This is a genomic window from Saccharopolyspora antimicrobica (assembly GCF_003635025.1).
In the GTDB taxonomy this organism is placed as follows: domain Bacteria; phylum Actinomycetota; class Actinomycetes; order Mycobacteriales; family Pseudonocardiaceae; genus Saccharopolyspora; species Saccharopolyspora antimicrobica.
The window spans coordinates 6,535,635-6,554,012 of record NZ_RBXX01000002.1; the positions used below are offsets into that span (position 1 = coordinate 6,535,635).

17 protein-coding genes are annotated in these 18,378 nt (G+C 70.4%); 11 read left to right on the forward strand and 6 right to left on the reverse strand.

What is annotated here, in order from left to right; genetic code table 11:
* The first annotated feature begins 183 nt into the window (after positions 1-183).
* The 6 genes from ATL45_RS30940 to ATL45_RS30965 all read left to right on the forward strand — a co-directional run bounded on the left by ATL45_RS30940 (position 184) and on the right by ATL45_RS30965 (position 7,116).
* Positions 184-1,707 (forward strand): FGGY family carbohydrate kinase, encoded by a 1,524-nt coding sequence (locus ATL45_RS30940; protein ID WP_246025651.1) that lies wholly within the window; start codon positions 184-186, stop codon positions 1,705-1,707.
* On the forward strand, positions 1,701-3,374 hold the full coding sequence (locus ATL45_RS30945; RefSeq protein WP_093160717.1) for a glycerol-3-phosphate dehydrogenase/oxidase: 1,674 nt from the start codon (positions 1,701-1,703) through the stop codon (positions 3,372-3,374). Before ATL45_RS30940 ends, ATL45_RS30945 begins: the two co-directional genes overlap by 7 nt.
* Positions 3,371-4,924 (forward strand): FAD-binding oxidoreductase, encoded by a 1,554-nt coding sequence (locus ATL45_RS30950; protein ID WP_093160720.1) that lies wholly within the window; start codon positions 3,371-3,373, stop codon positions 4,922-4,924. The genes ATL45_RS30945 and ATL45_RS30950 overlap by 4 nt, the downstream gene beginning before the upstream one ends.
* A gap of 126 nt (positions 4,925-5,050) precedes the next feature.
* Positions 5,051-5,668 carry a glycerol-3-phosphate responsive antiterminator gene (locus ATL45_RS30955; protein WP_093160722.1) on the forward strand — a complete coding sequence of 206 codons (618 nt, stop codon included), beginning with the start codon at positions 5,051-5,053 and terminating at the stop codon, positions 5,666-5,668.
* A gap of 24 nt (positions 5,669-5,692) precedes the next feature.
* Entirely contained in the window at positions 5,693-5,995 is a 303-nt protein-coding gene (locus ATL45_RS30960; protein WP_093160725.1) for a putative quinol monooxygenase, read from the forward strand.
* The gene (locus tag ATL45_RS30965) at positions 5,995-7,116 is read left to right on the forward strand and encodes a zinc-dependent alcohol dehydrogenase family protein (protein ID WP_093160727.1); all 1,122 of its coding nucleotides are present in this window, start codon (positions 5,995-5,997) and stop codon (positions 7,114-7,116) included. The genes ATL45_RS30960 and ATL45_RS30965 overlap by 1 nt, the downstream gene beginning before the upstream one ends.
* 122 nt (positions 7,117-7,238) lie before the next feature.
* On the opposite strand, the gene ATL45_RS30970 is transcribed toward ATL45_RS30965, so the two are convergent.
* Entirely contained in the window at positions 7,239-7,625 is a 387-nt protein-coding gene (locus ATL45_RS30970; RefSeq protein WP_093160730.1) for a Dabb family protein, read from the reverse strand.
* Positions 7,626-7,775: 150 nt separating this feature from the next.
* Here ATL45_RS30970 and ATL45_RS30975 point away from each other — a divergent pair, with 150 nt between their 5' ends.
* From ATL45_RS30975 to ATL45_RS30985, 3 genes are all read left to right on the forward strand, one after another.
* Complete coding sequence (locus ATL45_RS30975; RefSeq protein WP_093160732.1) at positions 7,776-8,666, forward strand: AraC family transcriptional regulator; 891 nt, start codon at positions 7,776-7,778, stop codon at positions 8,664-8,666.
* 138 nt (positions 8,667-8,804) lie between these two features.
* Positions 8,805-9,761 (forward strand): pyridoxal-phosphate dependent enzyme, encoded by a 957-nt coding sequence (locus ATL45_RS30980; protein ID WP_246025653.1) that lies wholly within the window; start codon positions 8,805-8,807, stop codon positions 9,759-9,761.
* 74 nt (positions 9,762-9,835) lie between these two features.
* On the forward strand, positions 9,836-11,008 hold the full coding sequence (locus tag ATL45_RS30985; protein WP_093160737.1) for a serine hydrolase domain-containing protein: 1,173 nt from the start codon (positions 9,836-9,838) through the stop codon (positions 11,006-11,008).
* Here the strand turns inward: ATL45_RS30985 and ATL45_RS30990 are convergent.
* Positions 10,984-11,388 carry a DUF5313 family protein gene (locus ATL45_RS30990; RefSeq protein ID WP_093160740.1) on the reverse strand — a complete coding sequence of 135 codons (405 nt, stop codon included), beginning with the start codon at positions 11,386-11,388 and terminating at the stop codon, positions 10,984-10,986. The genes ATL45_RS30985 and ATL45_RS30990 overlap by 25 nt on opposite strands.
* A gap of 98 nt (positions 11,389-11,486) precedes the next feature.
* On the opposite strand from ATL45_RS30990, the gene ATL45_RS30995 reads away from it, so the two are divergent.
* A complete protein-coding gene (locus ATL45_RS30995) occupies positions 11,487-11,969 on the forward strand; it encodes a MarR family winged helix-turn-helix transcriptional regulator (RefSeq protein WP_093160742.1) in 483 nt (160 codons plus the stop codon).
* On the opposite strand, the gene ATL45_RS31000 is transcribed toward ATL45_RS30995, so the two are convergent.
* Complete coding sequence (locus ATL45_RS31000) at positions 11,956-12,162, reverse strand: hypothetical protein (protein ID WP_093160745.1); 207 nt, start codon at positions 12,160-12,162, stop codon at positions 11,956-11,958. The genes ATL45_RS30995 and ATL45_RS31000 overlap by 14 nt on opposite strands.
* A gap of 103 nt (positions 12,163-12,265) precedes the next feature.
* Between ATL45_RS31000 and ATL45_RS31005 the strand changes: the two genes are divergently transcribed.
* Positions 12,266-13,468, forward strand: a complete 1,203-nt coding sequence (locus ATL45_RS31005) for a dipeptidase (protein WP_093160747.1) — start codon at positions 12,266-12,268, stop codon at positions 13,466-13,468.
* A 690-nt stretch (positions 13,469-14,158) separates the two neighbouring features.
* Here the strand turns inward: ATL45_RS31005 and ATL45_RS31010 are convergent.
* From ATL45_RS31010 to ATL45_RS31020, 3 genes are all read right to left on the reverse strand, one after another.
* The gene (locus ATL45_RS31010; RefSeq protein WP_121505429.1) at positions 14,159-15,625 is read right to left on the reverse strand and encodes an HNH endonuclease signature motif containing protein; all 1,467 of its coding nucleotides are present in this window, start codon (positions 15,623-15,625) and stop codon (positions 14,159-14,161) included.
* A gap of 711 nt (positions 15,626-16,336) precedes the next feature.
* Entirely contained in the window at positions 16,337-17,785 is a 1,449-nt protein-coding gene (hpaB, locus tag ATL45_RS31015) for a 4-hydroxyphenylacetate 3-monooxygenase, oxygenase component (RefSeq protein ID WP_093146168.1), read from the reverse strand.
* 15 nt (positions 17,786-17,800) lie between these two features.
* Positions 17,801-18,313: a flavin reductase family protein gene (locus ATL45_RS31020; RefSeq protein ID WP_093146167.1), complete on the reverse strand. Its 513-nt coding sequence runs from the start codon at positions 18,311-18,313 to the stop codon at positions 17,801-17,803.
* Positions 18,314-18,378 lie beyond the last annotated feature (65 nt).

The window sequence follows — 18,378 nt, forward strand, 5'->3', positions numbered from 1 at the left end:
TCAGCGTCCGCCTGGCTCCGGGATCCCGTTCTCATGTATGCCCAATACACGGCGAACGGGCTGTCCTCGCCAGGCGAACGCTGAGAACCCGCGGCGGTGCAAGCGCCGCAGATGGGCCAAGCGGCTACGCCGCTTCAAGACAAACATCAGCTTCAAGGACAGGCACTGAGGGAGGCACGGCACGTGAGCGGAACGCAACGGGGCGTCCTGTCCATCGACGAAGGCTCCACCGGCACCCGGGCGGCGGTGGTCACCGCCGACGGGGCCAGCGGCCCGTCCTTCTACCAGCCGATCGCGGTGCTGCACCCCGATCCGCTGCGCGTCGAGCAGGACGCCGACGAGCTGTGGCGGCGCACGCTGGACGTGGCGCGGCAGGCGGTGCGGTGGGCCGGTGACAACGCGGTCGAGATCACCGGCGTCGCCCTGTGCACCCAGCGCGCCACCGCGGTGCTGTGGGACCGCGAGACCGGGCGGCCGCTGGCCCCGGCCGTGGTGTGGCAGGACCGCCGCTACGCGGCCGAGCTCGCCGAGCTCGCGGCCGAGTGGGACCCGGTCCAGCTGGCCCGCACCGGCCGCCCGGTCGGCACCCGATCGCCGTTCTTCTGGGCGGCGCGGCAGATCGAGCAGAACCCGCAGGTGGCCGCCGCGGCGGCGGACGGGCGGCTGCTGTTCGGCCCGATCGACACCTGGCTGAGCTGGAACCTCAACGGCGGCACCCGGCACGGGGTCGCCACCTCCAACGCCGCGGCGCTCGGCGGCTACCTGCTGCGCGAACACCGCTGGGACGCCGAATGGCTCGCCGCCGTCGGCTGCCCGGCGGAGCTCGCCCCGGCACTGGTCGACGACGACGGCGACTTCGGCTGGACCGACCCGGACGTGCTGGGCGTCCGGGTGCCCATCGCGGCGGCGATGGGCGATCAGCACGCATCGCTGATCGCGCTGGGCGCGCTCGAACCGGGGCAGGGCATGTGCATGCACGGCACCGGCACCTTCGTCGGCGCGCTCACCGGCGACGAGCCCGCCGACGCGGCCACCGCCACGGCCGGGGTGCTCGCGCTGCCCGGCTGGCGCAGCGGCGGGCGCACCCGCTTCAGCCTGGAGGCCTACACCTCCACGACCGGCTCGGCCCTGCGCTGGCTGGTCGAGGACCTGCAGCTGTTCGACTCCGCCGAGCAGGTCGGCGAACTCGCCGGCCGGCACCCGCGCGAACGGGAGACCTGGTTCGTGCCCACCCTCGCCGGGCTCCGCACCCCCGTCGCGGAGCCCGGCGCGCGGGCCAGCCTGACCGGCCTGAGCCTGGCCACCACCCGGGCCGGGATCGCCCGCGCCGTCCTCGAAGGCATCGCGCACTCGGTGTGCGACACCGTCGACGGAGTGCGCTCGGCGATGCCCGCGGGGCACGAGCTGACCCGGCTGCGCGTCGGCGGCGGGCTCGCGGCCAGCGACGCCCTGCTGCAGAGCCAGGCCGACCTGGCCGGCGTCGCCATCGAACGGGCCGCGGACTCGGCCACCGCGAGCCTGCGCGGCGTCGCCTACCTGGCCGGGGTCCGCCTCGGCCTGTGGGACTCGCTCGACGAGGCCCTCCACGCACTCCCGGCCGGCCGGGCCTTCGAGCCCGCGATCGGCGAGGACGAACGGCAGGAGCTGCGCGCGCAATGGGGACGCGTGCTCCGGAAGTCACTGCCAGAAGAAGGAACAACATGCTGAAACTCCCCGGCAGGCGGCCGAACTCGGCCGCTGCCAAGGCAACCCCCGGTGCACCGGTGACCCTGGACCGGCGGCGGGCGCTGCGGCGGCTCGGCGAAACCGAGTTCGACGTCCTGGTGATCGGCGGCGGCATCACCGGTGCCTACACCGCGCTGGACGCGGTCTCCCGCGGCCTGTCCGTGGCGCTGGTGGAACGCGACGACTTCGCATCGGGAACCTCGTCGAAGTCCTCGAAGATGGTGCACGGCGGCCTGCGCTACATCGAGCAGGGCAACGTCAACCTGGTCCGGCACTCGCTGCTGGAGCGCCACCGGTTCCGCCGCAACGCGCCGCACCTGGTGCAGCGGCTGCCGTTCCTGTTCCCGATCCTGGAGCAGGAAGGCGTTTTCGACGCCCGCATCGCCAAGGCCTTCGAAGGCCTGCTGTGGACCTACGACCTGGTGGGCGGCTGGCGCATCGGACGGCTGCACCAGCGCCTGACACCCAACGAGGTGCTCTCGCACGCGCCAACGCTGCGCGCCGAGCACCTCAAGGGCGGGTTCATGTACTACGACAGCCGCACCGACGACGCCCGGCTGACCCTCACCGTCGTGCGCACCGCCGCGCACCTCGGCGCGATCGTCGCCAACGGCGCGAAGGTCGAGCGGCTGGTCAAGAGCGGCGGCCGGGTGCGCGGCGCCGAAGTGCACGCCGACGGCGAGCGCATCGACGTGCGCGCCCGCGTCGTGGTGAACGCGACCGGCGTGTGGACCGACGGCATCGACGCGATGGCCGACGCCGCGCACCGCCCGCAGGTCCGTCCCGCCAAGGGCGTGCACATCGTGGTGCCGTGGTCGAAGATCCGCAACGACTGCACCGTCACCGTGCCGATCCCCGGCCGCGCCCGCCGCGCCACCTGCACCCGCTGGGGCGACGTGGTCGTGCTCGGCACCACCGACACCGACTACACCGGCTCCGTCGACGACGTGCACTGCACCCGCGAGGAGATGCAGTTCCTGCTCGACGGCGCCAACGTCGCCTTCGACACCGACCTCGGCCCCGACGACGTGCTCGGCAGCTACGGCGGCCTGCGTCCGCTGGTCGGCGGCAAGGAGGGCGCCACCCTCGACATGCGCCGCGACCACCACATCGAGGTCGGCACCGGCGGCATGGTCACCGTCACCGGCGGCAAGCTCACCACCAGCAGGCACATGGGTGAACTGGTGGTGGACAAGGTCACCGGGCTGCTCGGCCGCAAGACCCGCAGCCGCACCGCCAAGCTCCCGCTGCTGGGCGGCGCGGGCTACGACGCCGAAGCCGTCGGCGCCTCCGGCGGCATCGCCGCCCACCTCGGCGGCCGCTACGGCACCGAAGCCCGTTTCGTCAGCGCGCTCATCGAGGAGAACCCCGAGCTCGGCGAACCGCTGCTGCCCGGACAACCGCACCTGAAGGCCGAAGTCGTCTACGCGGCCCGCTGCGAGATGGCCCGCTCGGTCGACGACGTGCTCTCCCGCCGCACCCGCCTGCGCCTGTTCGCCCGCGACGCCTCCGCCGAAGCCGCCCCCGTCGTCGGCGAACTGCTCGGCGCCGAACTGGGGCTCGACGAAGCCGAGATCGCCGAGCAGGTGCGCAGCTACCAGACCGAAATCGCCCGCGAGAAGTCGATCCTGTTGGGAGACCAGGCATGATCAGCCGTCAGACCATCACCCACCCCTTCAACCGCGGCAACTACGTCGTCGGCGCCCCGACCCCGCCCCGCTACGCGGCGCGCACCGAGATCGGCCAGGGCCCGGCCTCGCTGCAGACCAAGGCGGTGGAGGTCCCGGCCGACGTCATCGCCGAACTGCGCGCCACCGCCGACGCCGTGCACACCGATCACGACGAGGTCGTGCTGCGCACCCGCGACTGGTGGGCGGGTTCGATGATCGGCGAGACCGCCGACCGCCCGGCCACCCCGGACGCGGTGATCGTCGAGGTCAGCACCGTCGAGCAGATCCAGGCGGTGGCCAAGCTCTGCCACGACAACACCATCCCGCTGACCGTCTCGGCCGGTCGCAGCAACGTCACCGGCGCCGCGCTGCCGGTCTTCGGCGGCGTCGTGCTCGACGTGTGCGGGCTGACCGGCATCACCTCCTTCGACGCCGAATCGCAGATCGTCGAAGTGCGGGCCGGCATGTTCGGCGACCTCTTCGAGCAGGAGCTGCAGGAGACCCACGGCGCCACCACCGGGCACTGGCCCTCGGCGTTCGCCATCTCCACCGTCGGCGGCTGGGTCGCCTGCCGCGGCGCCGGGCAGCTGTCCACCCGCTACGGCAAGATCGAGGACATGGTCGTCGGGGTGGACGTGGTCCTCGCCGACGGCACGCTGACCACCTTCGGCGACTACCCGCGCGCGGCCACCGGCCCGGACCTGCGGCAGCTGTTCGTCGGCTCGGAAGGCACCCTCGGCATCATCACCTCGGTCCGGCTGCGCACCCACCCGCTGCCCGAGCACGCCAAGGCCATCGCCTACGGCTTCGCGACCTTCGCCGACGGCCTGGAGGCCTGCAGGCAGATCATGCAGCGCGGCGGCACGCCGGCCGTCCTGCGGCTCTACGACCAGCTGGAGAGCGGCACCCACTTCGGCCACCCGGACACCAACCTGCTGCTGATCGCCGACGAGGGCGACCCACTGGTGGTGGAGGCGAGCATGGCGGTCAGCGCCGAGGTGTGCGCGGCCACCGGCACCGAACTCGACGGCCAGGCGATCTTCGAGCGCTGGCTCGACGAACGGATGCTGGTCGGCAAGTCCGCCGACGGCTTCACCCCCGGTCCCGGCTTCGTCGCCGACACCCTGGAGATGGCCGGGCCGTGGGCGAAGCTGCCCGCCATCTACGACGACGTGTGCGCCGCGATCAACAGCGTCCCGGGCACCCTGGCCGCCTCCGCGCACCAGTCGCACGCCTACACCGACGGGGCCTGCCTGTACTTCTCGCTGCGCGGCGACGTCGAACCCGAGCGGCGGCGCGAGTGGTACCGGGCGGCGTGGGACGCGGCCAACCAGGCGCTGATCCGCCACGGAGCGGCGCTGAGCCACCACCACGGGTCCGGCCTGCTGCGCGGCCCGTACCTGGCCGACTCGCTGGGCAGCGGCTTCGGGGTGTTCGAAGCGATCAAGAACGCGCTGGACCCGCGCGGCGTGCTCAACCCCGGCAAACTCGGCCTGCCGAGCCCGTTCGGGACCGGCCCGCTGGACTGATGAACTGGTCATACATCAGGAGGGGCACCCGCAGTCCAGGGAAGCACTCAGGTTCCGCTAAGCGACCACGTGCGGAATCCGACCACCGACAAGTTTGCGCGAACCGACGAGGTAGAAGTTCCTGTCATGAGCGAACGTGCCACACCCCGGCCCCGGCCGGTCAAGCCGCAGCTGGCCGCGGCGTTCCAGGACGTCCCGGTCTGCGCGTCCGTGGTGGGCCCGGCGCGGGTCAAGGACTTCGCCTCGGCGGCATCGCAGGTCTGCGTCCTGGCGTCGATCCCGGTCGGCGAGCTGACGAACGCGGTGCGCGTCCTGGTGCACCTCGGCAAGACCGTGTTCGTCAACATCGACGCGTGCCCCGGCCTGGCCCAGGACCGGGGTGCGATCGACTTCCTCACCGGGATCGGCGCGCAGGGCGTGGTCAGCACCCGGGCCGCGCTCATCGACCGGGCCCGCGCGCTGGACATGCTGACCATGCAGAAGGTGTTCGTCACCGACCGGTCCAACCTCAACCGGAGCATGGAAGGCGTTGGCCGCAGCAGCCCGGACCTCGTCGAGGTGATGCCCGCGCCGATCATCCCGTGGATGCCGGAGGAGGCGCGCCGGGTGCTCTCGCCGTTCGTGGCGGCGGGCTTCGTGATGGACGCCGCCGGTGTCGCGCACTCCCTGGCGATGGGCGCGGTGGCGGCGGCGACCTCCGACCCCGCGCTCTGGTCCCTCTCCCGGGACCAGCTGCGCGGCTGAAACAGCTTTGAGATCAGGAGAACCATGAGTTTCGTCGTAGTCGCCCGCTACGTCGTCCAGCCGGGCGAGCGGGACCGAGTGCTGGAGCTGCTCACGCCGATGGTGGCGGCCTCGCTGGCCGAACCCGGCTGCCGCCGCTACGGCGTGCACACCGGGGTCGAGGACGACGTGGTGGTGCTCGTCGAGGAGTACGACGGCGAAGCCGACTTCGCCCGGCACTGCGAGACCGAGCACTTCCAGCGGATCGTGCTCGGTCAGGTGGTGCCGCTGCTCGCCGACCGGCAGGTCACCCGCTGCACCCCGTTCCAGCCCGGGGCGGAGGCGTGATGCGAGTCCGCGCCGCCGTCCTGCGGGAATCCGGTGGGCCCGAGCCCTACGCGCAGTCGCGCCCCATCGAGGTCACCACCCTGCACCTCGACCCGCCCGGCCCGGGCGAGCTGCTGGTGCGGGTCCGCGCTGCCGGGCTGTGCCACTCGGACCTGTCGGTGATCAACGGAACGCGTCCGCGCCCGCTGCCGATGGCCCTCGGCCACGAGGCCGCCGGTGAGGTCGTGGAAGCGGGGCAGGGGACGGGTTTCGCGCCCGGCGACCACGTGGTGCTCGCCTTCGTGCCGTCCTGCGGCGACTGCGAGCGGTGCGTGGCCGGACGCCCGGCCCTGTGCGGACCGGGTGCGGCGGCCAACGGCGAGGGCACCCTGCTCGGCGGCGGCATGCGGTTCCGCGCCGACGACGGGACCCGCCCCTACCACCACCTCGGCGTTTCCGCGTTCGCCGAGCACATCGTGGTCTCGGCGCGCTCGGCGGTGAAGATCGACCCCGACATCCCCTTCGAGATCGCCGCGCTGTTCGGCTGCGCGGTCCTCACCGGTGCCGGTGCCGCCCGCTACTCCGCGCAGGTGCAGCCGGGCGAGAGCGTCGCGGTGTTCGGGCTCGGCGGTGTCGGGCTCGCCGCGCTGCTCATGGCGAAGGCGGCCGGGGCGTCCACTGTGGTCGCGGTCGACGTCGTGCCGAACAAGCTGGAACTGGCCACCGGGCTGGGTGCGACGCACGCCGTGGCGGGTGGATCCGGTGCCGTGGCGCAGATCCGCGAGATCACCGGCGGGGGAGCGGAGAAGGTCATCGACACCACCGGCGTCGCCCCGGTGCTGCGCCAGGCCTACGACGCGACCCGCAGCGGCGGCACGACCGTCACCGTCGGCCTGCCCGATCCCGAGGCCCAGCTCACGCTGCCCGCGCTGAGCCTGGTCGCCGAGGAGCGCACGCTGCGCGGCAGCTACCTGGGTTCGTGCGTGCCCCGCCGCGACGTGCCCCGGTTCATCGAGCTGTACCGATCTGGTGCGCTCCCGGTGGACCGGCTGCTGTCGCACCGCATCGAACTGGACGAGATCAACGAGGGTTTCGACCGCTTGCACGAGGGAAGCGCCGTTCGTCAGGTCGTGGTCCTCTAGGCAGTCGGTGTCTGATGGGTTGGTGACGTCCCGGATCGGACACCGTGAGGTCTCGGACGTTCGCGGGGCGGGCTGACGCGAAATTCACCTGGCCGGTGAGGGTGGCCGACGGACTGAGGAGATCATCGAGGGATCGTGTCGAGGAGGCGGCCCCACTCGGGATATGCCACGACCTTCTCCCGGTGCATCGCCACGATCTTCTCCTTCAGCTCGGGGTCCATGTCGTCCGACAACTGGAGCGCGGACAGTCGGGCCAGGTGCGGCAGGATCTCGAGGTCGCCGTCGAGGTGCACCGGGTCGTACAGGTAGCGCCGTAGCGCCACCAGATCCCGCACGCCTGCGCAGTAGGCGTGGGTGTAACCGTCGGCGGAATCGCCGAGGTCCTGGCCGACTGCTGAGAACGACACCGATTCGAGGTTCGCGGTACGCCGCATCGCCGCCAGGACGGTGGCCCTTTCGGCCTGGGTCGTTTCGGCTCTGAGGGCGAAGCGCAGCATGAGGATGATCACGGGTCCGTACCTTCTCCTTGCCGGTTGTCGGGAGGTGTTCACCACCGTAGGAACCGAACACCGAGACGGCCAATGCGTCATGGTCTTGAATGGATAAGCGAACGTCTCTGCCATGAGACGGCCAGGAGACTCGACGACGGGGTTGGCGAGATGGATGTGCTGAGCGATGTCATCACCGTGATGCGCACCGGTGATCCGAGGTCAGCGCGCGTGAGGCGGGTCTCCCCGTGGCGACAGAGCCTGCAGCCGACGCCGGGGACGGCAGCGTTCGAGGTCGTTCTGGCAGGGACGTACTGGCTGATCCCCGCGGAGGGCGACCCGGTGGCGCTCGGTACGGGGGACGTGCTGTTCCTCCCGCACGGGGGTCACTACGAGCTGGCTGACTCCACGCAGGAGGGCGCCGACGGGACAGGAACCGGTCCACTGACCACTGTGGTGCTGTGCGGTGCCTACGAACTCGACGCAGACCGCGGCCATCCGCTGCTGGACGAGCTGCCCGACGTGGTGCATCTGCCCGCCCGGCTCGGGCGCCACCCACGACTGCGGGCGGTGGTGGACCTGCTCGGCGCGGAACTGGAGAGTCCCGGGCCCGGCAGCAACGCCGTCGTGTCCGCGCTGCTGGAGACGTTGCTGCTCTACGTCCTGCGGGCCTGGCTGGAGGACCAGCCGGTGTGCGCGGGGCCCACCGGCTGGGCAGCGGCGCTGGCCGACCCGGTGATCCGCACAGCGCTGGACGTGATCCACCACGATCCGGCGCGGCCGTGGACCGTCCAGGAGCTGGCGACATGCAGCGGGGCCTCACGCGCCGCGTTCGCCCGACGTTTCACCGCGCTCGTCGGCCGCCCGCCGTTGACCTATCTGACCTGGTGGCGGCTGACGACCGCGGCGCGCTTGCTGCGCGACTCCGACGCACCGCTGAGCGTGGTTGCCGCACGGGTCGGATACAGCTCGGAGTACGCATTCGCCAACGCGTTCCGCCGCGAGTTCACCATCGCACCAGGCCGCTACCGCCACGGGAAACGCCTGCCGCGCCAGACGTAGGCCGTGCCCGGCAGATCTTGCCCCTACACCGACCAGCCACAATGCACCCGCAGACCGCGGAGGTCGGGCAGGGCCGGACGACAGCAAGCCTGCGGCGGCCAGCGAGACTCATCGGAAAGACCCTAGGCGGAGGCGAGCGTGTTGATCGGCATCACCGACATCGAGGCAACGGCGGAGCGCATCGCCGAACACGTCCTGCGCACACCGACGGTGCCCAGTCCCGGGCTGGCCGAACTCCTCGGTGTCCCGGTGACGGCGAAGCTGGAGCTGCTCCAGCGCACCGGCTCCTTCAAGGTCCGCGGGGCCGCGGCGAAGCTGCTGTCGCTCGGCGAAGCCGAACGCGAAGCCGGGGTGGTCGCCGTCAGCGGCGGCAACCACGGCATCGCGCTGGCGGTCATGGCCGGGGCGCTCGGCATCAAGGCGACGGTGGTGATGCCGCGCTCCGCGCCCGGCCGCGCCGTCTCGGTCGCCGAATCGGCCGGTGCCGAGGTCCGGCTCACCGACGACATGGCCGGGGCGTTCAAGCTGATGACCGACCTGCAGGCCGGCGGGCTGACGTTGGTCCACCCGTTCGACGACCCGGTCGTCATCGCCGGTCAGGGCACCGTCGGCCTGGAGTTCGCCGAAGACGCCGGGCCCGTCACCGACGTGCTGGTCAGCATCGGCGGCGGCGGGCTGATCTCCGGTGTCGCCACCGCGCTGCGCGCCCGCCGTCCCGACGTGCGGATCTGGGGCGTGGAAACCGCCGGTGCGCACGCCATGTCGGCGGCGCTGGCCGCAGGCGGGCCGACCGAGATCGAGCTGTCGTCCATCGTGTCCACGCTCAGCGCCCCGCAGGTCTCGCCGCTCACCTACGAGCACGTGTCAGCACTGGTCGACGACGTGATCGTCGTCTCTGACGCCGAGGCGGTCCAGGGCGTGCTGGACTTCGCCGAGCGGGCCAAGCTCTGGACCGAGCCGGCCGAGGGCTGCCTGCTCCCCGCCGCCCGCCAGGTGCTGGAACGGGTCGGCGACGCCGAGCTCGGGCTGCTGGTCTGCGGCGGCAACGCCGCCATCGCCGACGTGACCGACTGGGCCCGGCGCTTCGGGCTGTGACCCCGCGGGGGAATACTCGGGCGCGATCGCCACTTGATTGCTGGCGCAATGATCGTGTGAGCCGAGGAGCGTCGATGTCGACCGAGAGCATCCCGCAGGGCACCGTTGCGGCGGGCTACGAGTCCGTTCGCGAGGAGTTCGCCGCCGTCGCCGCGGACCAGGGTGGCGACTACGCGGCCCAGCTGGTCGCCCACGTCGGCGGACGGCGCGTGGTGGATCTCTGGGTCGGGCCGGAGTTCACCGGCTCGTCGCTGACCGGCGTGTTCTCCTCGACGAAGGGCGCCGCTTACCTGGTCGTGGCCCTGCTCGTGCAGGACGGCGTGCTCGACCTGGACCAGCGGGTGAGCCACTACTGGCCGGAGTTCGGCGCCGAGGGCAAGCAGGGCATCACGCTGCGCGATCTGCTCGCGCACCGCGCCGGGGTGGTCGGCGTGGAAGGCGGGTTCTCGCTCGACGAGCTGGCGGATGACCTGGTGATCGCCGAGCGGCTCGCCGCGGCGCGCCCGTTCTGGCGTCCGGGCACCGCGTTCGGCTACCACGCGCTGGTGATCGGCGCGTTGACCGGCGAACTCGTCCGCCGCACCACCGGCCGGACCCTGCAGGAGGTGTTCGAGACCCGCGTCCGGGCGCCCTACGCCCTGGACTTCTACCTCGGGCTCCCGGAAGACCAGGAGGACCGGTTCCGGACCACGCTGCCGATGCTGCCGACTCCGACGCAGCTGGCCGAGCTGGAGGCCGGCGAGACTGCCCCGGACAGCGTGACCGGCATCGCCTACAACCAGCACCACCCGGATGCGCTCGACCTCGCCGACCTGCCCAACCAACGAGTGGTGCGGGCCAAGGGCCCGGCTTCGGTCGGCGGTGTCGCCTCCGCCCGCGGTCTCGCGGGCATGTACGCGGCGGCCATCAGTGAGGTCGACGGCCGCGCTCCGCTGCTCAAGCCGGACACTGCGGCGGCCTTCGCGCAGCTGCACTCGATCGGCTACGACGTCGTTGCCCGCACGCACAAGGCGTTCGGCCTCGGTTTCACGGTGTCAGCCGAGGTCTACCCGGTCCTGGGCCAGGGTGCGTTCGGGCACAGTGGTGCCGCCGGTTCCCAGGCCTTTGCCGATCCGCGCAGCGGGCTCGCCTACGGCTACACCCGCCGCCGCTTCGCTTTCCCCGGTGGCGCTGCCCCGGAGAACGACCGGCTGGTCCGCGCGGTGCACGCCGCAGTGGTCGCTCAGGACTCGGGCGCGTTGCGGTAGATCTCCTCGTAGCGGGAGGTCCGGGCGGCGCGCTGCTCCGCCTTGGCCTCCTCCCGCGTGGCCTTCCCCGCGCCGATCGGATAGCCGTGCTTGTACAGCCGGTACTCGGTGGTGTGCTCCATGTAGGACATCGAGTACCAGATGCCGAGGATGTACCCGCCGAGCACCGCCATGCCGCGGATCCACAGCGGACCGGGCAGCAGCAGGAACAGCAGGCCGGGGGAGAGCTGCACCAGCGTGCGGCTGACGTGCCGCAGCATCCAGGTCCGACAGGTGATGTCGTGCAGCACCCACTCGCGGTAGCGCTCGGGAAGCCGGCCGCCCAGCGCGTACCAGATCCACTGCAGCGGGTTGGGGCGCGCTGGCTTGGTGCCGGTCACAAGTGCTCCCCTTTCTGCTCGGCGGGCGGAACGCCGCCACACGTTCATTAGTACACTAATTATTAACGCATGTCAGAACGTTGTGGAAGGTGGCCCGGATGAAGCCGATCGACCTGGGTGAAGACCCGCTGGCTCTCGACCGCCAGGTGTGCTTCGCGCTGTCGGTGGCATCGCGCAACGTCATCGCCCTCTACCGGCCGCTGCTGGCGCCGATGGGCCTGACCCATCCCCAGTACCTGGTGATGCTCGCGCTGTGGGAGAGCTCACCGCGGTCGGTCAAGGAGCTCTGCGGGGCGCTGCACGCCGAGGCGGCGACGCTGTCCCCGCTGCTCAAGCGGCTGGAAGCGATCGGCTACGTGGTGCGCCCGCGCAGCCGCAGCGACGAGCGGCAGCTCGCGGTCGACCTGACCGACGCGGGGCGGGAGCTGCGCTCGGAAGCCGAGAAGATCCCGTACCGGGTGGTCGAGCTGCTGGGCATGGACCTGGCCGACCTGGAGCGGCTGAACGACGCCCTCGGGCAGGTCATCTCGGCCACCGGGAGAGCACTCGACGAGCTCGGTGCCGGCGCTACGACCAGCTGACCGGATCGGTCTCCCGGAGGCCGGACAGGCGGGCGACGTGTTGGTCGATCAGCTCGTCCAGCTCGGCCAGGCGTGCGCGCAGCGCCTCAGCGCGCTGACGGGACGCGCTCGGCAGCTGGGCTGCCAGGTGGCCGTACTCGGCTAGCACGCTGGGCAGGTCGCTGCCGACCTGCTGCCTGGGGATTTCGTCCATTCTCCGATGGTGCGGCCGGTGGCGGGATAAGTCGATTCGATCAATTCGCCGGACGGGCGGATATCCTCGGCCAGGTGCTGAACTCGCGGATTGAGGTGTTCTGATGACCGACGCGGCCGCCGTGGAGCGGGCCCGAGCGCTGCTCGCCGAGAACCCGGTGCTCGACGGGCACAACGACTTGCCGTGGGCGCTGCGCGAGAAGGTCGGCTACGACCTCGAGCGCTGCGACATCGCCCAGGACCAGTCGGCCCGGTTGCACACCGACCTGGCCAGGCTGCGGGCCGGCGGGGTCGGCGGCCAGTTCTGGTCGGTGTACGTCAAGGCCGAGTACCAGGGGGACAAGGCGGTCAGCGCCACCCTCGAGCAGATCGACTGCGTGCACAACCTGATCGCCCGCTACCCGGACGAGCTCCAGCTCGCGCGCACCGCGGACGAAGTGGAGGCGGCCAGGGCCGGTGGCCGGATCGCCTCGCTGCTGGGTGCGGAGGGCGGCCACTCGATCAACTGCTCGCTGGCGACCTTGCGCGCGCTGCACCAGCTGGGTGTCCGGTACATGACGCTCACCCACAACGACAACGTGCCGTGGGCGGACTCGGTGACCGACGAACCCGCCGCGAACGGCCTGACGGCCTTCGGCGTCGAGGTGGTGCGCGAGATGAACCGGATGGGCATGCTGGTGGACCTCTCGCACGTCGCGCCGAGCACGATGCGCGACGCGCTGCGGGCCAGCCGTGCGCCGGTGATCTTCTCGCACTCCTCGTCGCGGGAGGTCTGCGACCACCCGCGCAACATCCCCGACGACGTGCTGGCCGCGCTGGCAGCCAACGGCGGGGTGGCGATGGCGACCTTCGTGCCGAAGTTCGTCCTGCCCGCGGCGGTCGAGTGGACCAAGGCGGCCGAGGACGCCCTCCGCGAGCGCGGCTTCGATCCGCTGGCCACCTCGTCGGAGGCGAAGGCGGTGCTGCAGGCCTACGAGGAGGCCAACCCGAAGCCGGTCGCGACGGTGCCGACAGTGGCGGACCACCTGGACCACATGCGGGAGGTCGCGGGCGTCGACCACATCGGGATCGGTGGCGACTACGACGGCGTCGCTTTCACCCCGGAGGGCTTGGAGGACGTCGCGAGTTACCCGAACCTGATCGCGGAGCTGCTTGAGCGTGGCTGGTCGGAGGCTGACCTGGGCAAGCTGACCTGGCGCAACGCAGTGCGGGTTCTCCGGGACGCGGAGGCTGTGGCTCGGGACCTGCAGCGCACCGAAGGGCCGTCGATCGCGACGATCGAGCAGCTCGACGGCGCTGGGGCGTAGTTCAGCGCCGTCGAGCCTCTGCGTTCGCCTGGGTGCCGTTCGCATCATGCGTTTTGTTCGTGGGTTCCCTGACAAGTGGACTATCTGGTGTCAGGGAGCCCACGAATCTGGGGGTGCCTTTTGTTTCCGCTCTTGTGTTTTCAAGGTGCGTGCTACGGGTGTTGTTGTGTTGTGGTGGGGGTCATCCCCGTGGTTTGGGGGATTGTGGGGGCTGTGGTCCGGATGTCAAGCCCGGCCTGGCGGCCGCCCCTTCGGGGTTGGCAGGCTTGACATCCGGGCCACAGCCCCGTTTTGGCTTTATGTCACGGGGATGACCCGGTATGGAACGGACCCCATTTGTTGACGGCGGATCGCGGAGTGTGGGTGGCCGGGACCGTTACAGGTTGAGTCGTGGGTTGCTCCGTCAGCGGTAGGTGGTGCGTCGGGTTGCTGTGCCATGCGGGCCGACGGCTGGTCTGGGTGTGGCGGCGGGGCGTGGTGGTGCTGGCCGTTGCGGGCTGGGCGGTGGTGGGTTGGTTCGTCATCGGTGGGTTCCTTTCGTCGCTGGGTTGGGTTTTCGGGGTGGTGTGGTGTGGTGCTCGGGTGTTGGTGGTGGGTTGAGGTCGCCTGGCGGCGTGTCGTGCTTCCGAAACTGTCGGCTCACCCGACCTTGGGCAGGGCGGAGTGCCCCACCCAAGGCCATGGGTGGAGTCATCGTGTATTCGCCAACGGTGGAGCTGTTGGCGGCGCGCCCTCCGGTGAGGTGTTCAGGGAACGGAGGGCGTGGCGATGTGTGGCAGGTTGGGCTCTCCCGCCAGGCCGGGGTGTGCGTGCCGGCTCGACGTTTGCCGGTGGTGTGAATGCCGGTCGGCCGTGGTCGAGTTGGATGTGCCAGTGGTGGTTGTGGATGGTGCGGTGGTGGTGGGCACACAGCATCACCATGTTGTCGAGGCTGGTGGGTCCTCCGTCGACCCAGTGCACGATGTGATGGGCCTGCGGCGTTCCCGCCGGGTGGTCACATTCAGGGAAGGCGCAGACGCCGTCGCGGGCCAGCAGCGCGGCACGGATATGCGTCGGTGCGGTCCGCTGCGATGCCCCCACGTCCAAAGGCAGGCTGTCGCTGCCGAGGACCATGGGCAGGACCTCGCAGTCGCAGGCGATCCTGCGGATGGTGTGCGGGCTGAGGTACTGGCCGGTGCCTTCCAGCATCCCCGCCCCACCAGCGGGGGTGATGATCTCGCCGTTGGTGGTGGTGGGGAGCTGGTTTTTCAGGTCGGTGTAGTCGATGGTGACGGTCAGGTGCGGCTTTTGCCCACCGGTGCGGGGCATTCCGTCGGTGTCGAGCACGAGGTCGAGCAGGGTGGCCAGGCCGTCGGCGTTGCGTTGCCCGACCGTGCGGGGGTCCTTGACTCCGTCGGTTTCCGGGCGCGGCGCGGCCAGGGGGCGCAGGGCGGTGACGAACTTCGCCCCGGTCTCGCGGTCCAGGCGGGCTTTGATGACCAGCATTCCGTCGCGGGCGGTGGCGTAGTGCAGTTCTCGGGATTCGAACTGGGCCTGCTCGTCCGCGACGGCACCGTCGGCGTCGAGCATGTAGCGCACCCGGTCGGCCAGCTTGGCCAGATCACGGGGGCATTGGCGGCAGGCGTTCTCCACCAGCAGCCGTTCCACTTCACCGGCACGGTGTCGGGCGTGCTCGGGCAGCCGGGTCAGGCAGCGGGAGATCACACGTGCGTGCTCCAGCCCGATCACACCCTCACCGAGTGCTTGTCCGGTCTCCGGGAGTGCAACGACATCGACTCCAGTGGTGTCTGCGGCAGCATCGGCGTCGGTGGACGCGGCCGGGGTGGTGGCGGTGGCGATGCGGACTCGGTTCGTGGCGTCCTGGCCGTCGATGTTGAGCAGGTTCTTCAGCCACACCTGCGTCGAGCGCACACCACGAGCGGCGTGCAGGCGGCGGCGGTCGGCTTCGGCGATCAGCCGCAGCTGTTGCATCCGGGCCTGGCGGATCTGTCGTTCCACCTCGCCGATCCGGGTCGCGAGTTGCTCGTCGGTCAGGGAGGTCACCGCGGGCGGCCACGACTCGACCGGCGTGGGCATGTCCCACGCGGGCAAGGCGGACACGACCGCACCCGCGCCAGCGGCGGGCGTCGTGTCCTGGGTGGTCATCAGCGGTGTCATGCATCAATTCTCTCAAGAATCGAACGTGGTTTCGAGCGAATAACCGTCGCACAATCAGGTGATCACAACACGGCTAAAACACGAAAATCTCTAGCTGGTACCAGAAGCCGCAAATATTGGAAGGTTACTGATCGGCGTGTCGGTGGCCTTTGCCCGCGCAGAAACGTGAATTCGCTACGGTCCTGTTAGGACTGAACTGGTTTTCGCTGCTGCGTCGACGACTAAGGCCGGTCGGTCGGTCGACAGCCAGACCCCAGAAGCCCAAACCGCCAGCCCGCACACCACAGCGACCCGTCACGCGACCTGCCGGTGGCGGAGCTACCCACGACTCAACCGGCAGAGGCCTCGGCCACCACGCTTCCCGGAAGGTGTCCATGATGGCCGGGGTCCGTTCCATACCGGGTCATCCCCGTGACATAGAGCCAAAACGGGGCTGTGGGCCGGATGTCAAGCCTGCCAACCCCGAAGGGGCGGCCGCCAGGCCGGGCTTGACATCCGGACCACAGCCCCCACAATCCCCCAAGACACGGGGATGACCCCACCACAACACAACAGAAAAGGCCCCAACCACCCACCCAACAGCCAAGGCAATGCACCGGCCCTACGCCCGCCCACAACACAACGGACACAAGCCCCAACCACCACCCGCCCCAACCCGAAACAAAACAGCGGCCGCCGTGCGAAGAACCGCACGACGGCCGCTGCCCGGGATCACCGCTGCAGGAAGTCCTGAACCCGCTTCCGAACCCCTCCGTCGTCGTAGGACCCGACGAACGCCCCGGCCATCCGGACCGGGTCTCCGAAGAAGAAGTGCTCGTAGAGGTTCTGCCGACCGGCGAAGGCGGAGGTGCTCGCGTCGAAGGCGAGCTTGAACAGGCGCACCCGGTCCGGGCCGTCGATCGACTTGCCCTGCAGGTAGGTTTCCACATCCTCGCGGGCCGCGCCGAAGACGTCCTGTTCGGCCGGCAGGCCCATGAGGCCGCTCGCGGAGAACTTGCGGACGATCTCGGGGAGGCGCTGGGAGGCCTTCGGGTACCAGTTCCGGGCGGTGTTCAGCGGGGTCCACAGCGGGCTGTGGACGCCGAACTCGTTCTTGGCCGCCTGGGATTCCGCCGACTGGAGGAGGGCCTTGCCGATCTCGACCGTGGTGATCGCTTCCGCCAGGTCCTGCTGGATGTGCTGGAAGCCGTCGATGCCGATGGCGTCCGCCAGTTCGGTGAGCAGGCCGAGGAAGAACTCGCTCTTGGCGACCGTGCGGGTGACGACCTGGTGGGTCATGTGGGTCGTCGCGCTCGTGCGGGTGTAGAAGCCGTTGCACAGGTCCGTGTCGCGCAGGACGAACACGCGCTCGTACGGGACGTGGACGTCGTCGAAGATGACCACGCAGTCGCTCTCCTCGAAGCGCGCGGCCAGCGGTTCGTCGAACTTGCTGCGGTTGGCGTGCAGCGGCTGCCGGGCCAGGAAGCGCAGGCCGGGGGCGTCGGTGGGGATGGCGAAGGCGAACGAGTAGGGCTCGTCCTCGGGGGTTCCGCGCAGGACCGTGGAGGGGAACACCAGCAGTTCGTCGGCGATCGGGGCGACGGTCGCCAGCATGCGGGCGCCGCGGACCACGATTCCGTTGTCGTCCTCGCGGACCACGTGCGCCATCAGCGCTCCGCCGCCCTGCTGGCCGCCGCCGACGCTGCGGTTGACCTGGGGCGGGATCAGCGTGTGGGTGCACAGGAGGTCTTCTTCGCGGACCTTCTGGTAGTAGCGCTCGATGTTGTCGCCGAAGGCCGGGTCGGCCTGGCCGAACCAGGACTTGGCCTGGCTGAGCGCCATGAGGGCGCTGTTGAGGTAGTCACCGGTGCGGCCGAGCATGCCGCCGGTGTAGTTGGCCCATGTGCGGAACGACTCCCGCCTGCGCCGCAGGTCTTCGTCGTTCTCGGGGACCAGGAACGAGGTGGCGACGCGCTCACCGGAGGTCGGGGACTCGTAGGTCAGCACGTCGCGGTGCTCGGGGCTGACCTGCATGTCGAACAGTTCCGCGTAGGTGCGCGCCACGCCGGCGAAAGCGGGGTGGTTCGGGGTGTTTCCGGTGACGGTCTCGCCGTCGATCTGGACGTGGATACGCCGCTGCGCGAGGTCGTCGAGGTACTGCTGTCCGGAACGGGCGCCCATTGTTTGCCTCCAGGTTCAGAGCAGGTTTTCCATGCCGAGCAGGGGTTCGGTGATGGTGGTGAAGCGGCTGTTGGCGAAGCCGAGCAGGTCGCCGCCGCGGTAGTCGAAGTCGACGACCTCACCGATGTGCAGCGTGTGGTCGCCGGCTTCGCAGGTGCGCCACGGGCGGCATTCGAGGTGCGCCAGCGCGCCCACCAGCTTCGGGGCCGAGCCGGTGTCGTCCCAGGCGGGTTCGGCCTGCGGACGTCCGGCGAAGTGCAGGGCGAGCGCCTGCTGCTCGGCTCCGAGCACGTTGACGGTGAACGGCCGCTCCGGCAGCTCGCGGTGCGCTTTGGCGGCGTTGGCGACGCTGACCAGCACCAGCGGCGGGTCCATCGACACCCCGGTGAAGGAGTTCGCGGTGAACCCGTGCCGTCCGCTCGGGCCGTCGAAGGTGATCACGGTGACGCCGGTGGCGAACCTGCCGAGGCAGGAGCGGAGCCGGCGTTGGGTGTCGGCCGGGGAGCGGGCCGTGCGGGGACGTGCCATCTCGGACCACCTGAGTTCTATAATCGAACGACAAGTTCTATTTGAGAACGCTAGTGGGCTGTGAG

Coding starts and splice junctions, on each gene's coding strand:
- ATL45_RS30985 (WP_093160737.1), top strand. CDS start 9,836: ATGTCGACCGAGAGCATCCCGCAGGGCACCGTTGCGGCGGGCTACGAG.
- hpaB (WP_093146168.1), bottom strand. CDS start 17,785: ATGGGCGCCCGTTCCGGACAGCAGTACCTCGACGACCTCGCGCAGCGG.
- ATL45_RS30960 (WP_093160725.1), top strand. CDS start 5,693: ATGAGTTTCGTCGTAGTCGCCCGCTACGTCGTCCAGCCGGGCGAGCGG.
- ATL45_RS30965 (WP_093160727.1), top strand. CDS start 5,995: ATGCGAGTCCGCGCCGCCGTCCTGCGGGAATCCGGTGGGCCCGAGCCC.
- ATL45_RS31005 (WP_093160747.1), top strand. CDS start 12,266: ATGACCGACGCGGCCGCCGTGGAGCGGGCCCGAGCGCTGCTCGCCGAG.
- ATL45_RS30945 (WP_093160717.1), top strand. CDS start 1,701: ATGCTGAAACTCCCCGGCAGGCGGCCGAACTCGGCCGCTGCCAAGGCA.
- ATL45_RS30955 (WP_093160722.1), top strand. CDS start 5,051: ATGAGCGAACGTGCCACACCCCGGCCCCGGCCGGTCAAGCCGCAGCTG.
- ATL45_RS30975 (WP_093160732.1), top strand. CDS start 7,776: ATGGATGTGCTGAGCGATGTCATCACCGTGATGCGCACCGGTGATCCG.
- ATL45_RS31000 (WP_093160745.1), bottom strand. CDS start 12,162: ATGGACGAAATCCCCAGGCAGCAGGTCGGCAGCGACCTGCCCAGCGTG.
- ATL45_RS30950 (WP_093160720.1), top strand. CDS start 3,371: ATGATCAGCCGTCAGACCATCACCCACCCCTTCAACCGCGGCAACTAC.
- ATL45_RS30995 (WP_093160742.1), top strand. CDS start 11,487: ATGAAGCCGATCGACCTGGGTGAAGACCCGCTGGCTCTCGACCGCCAG.
- ATL45_RS31010 (WP_121505429.1), bottom strand. CDS start 15,625: ATGACACCGCTGATGACCACCCAGGACACGACGCCCGCCGCTGGCGCG.
- ATL45_RS31020 (WP_093146167.1), bottom strand. CDS start 18,313: ATGGCACGTCCCCGCACGGCCCGCTCCCCGGCCGACACCCAACGCCGG.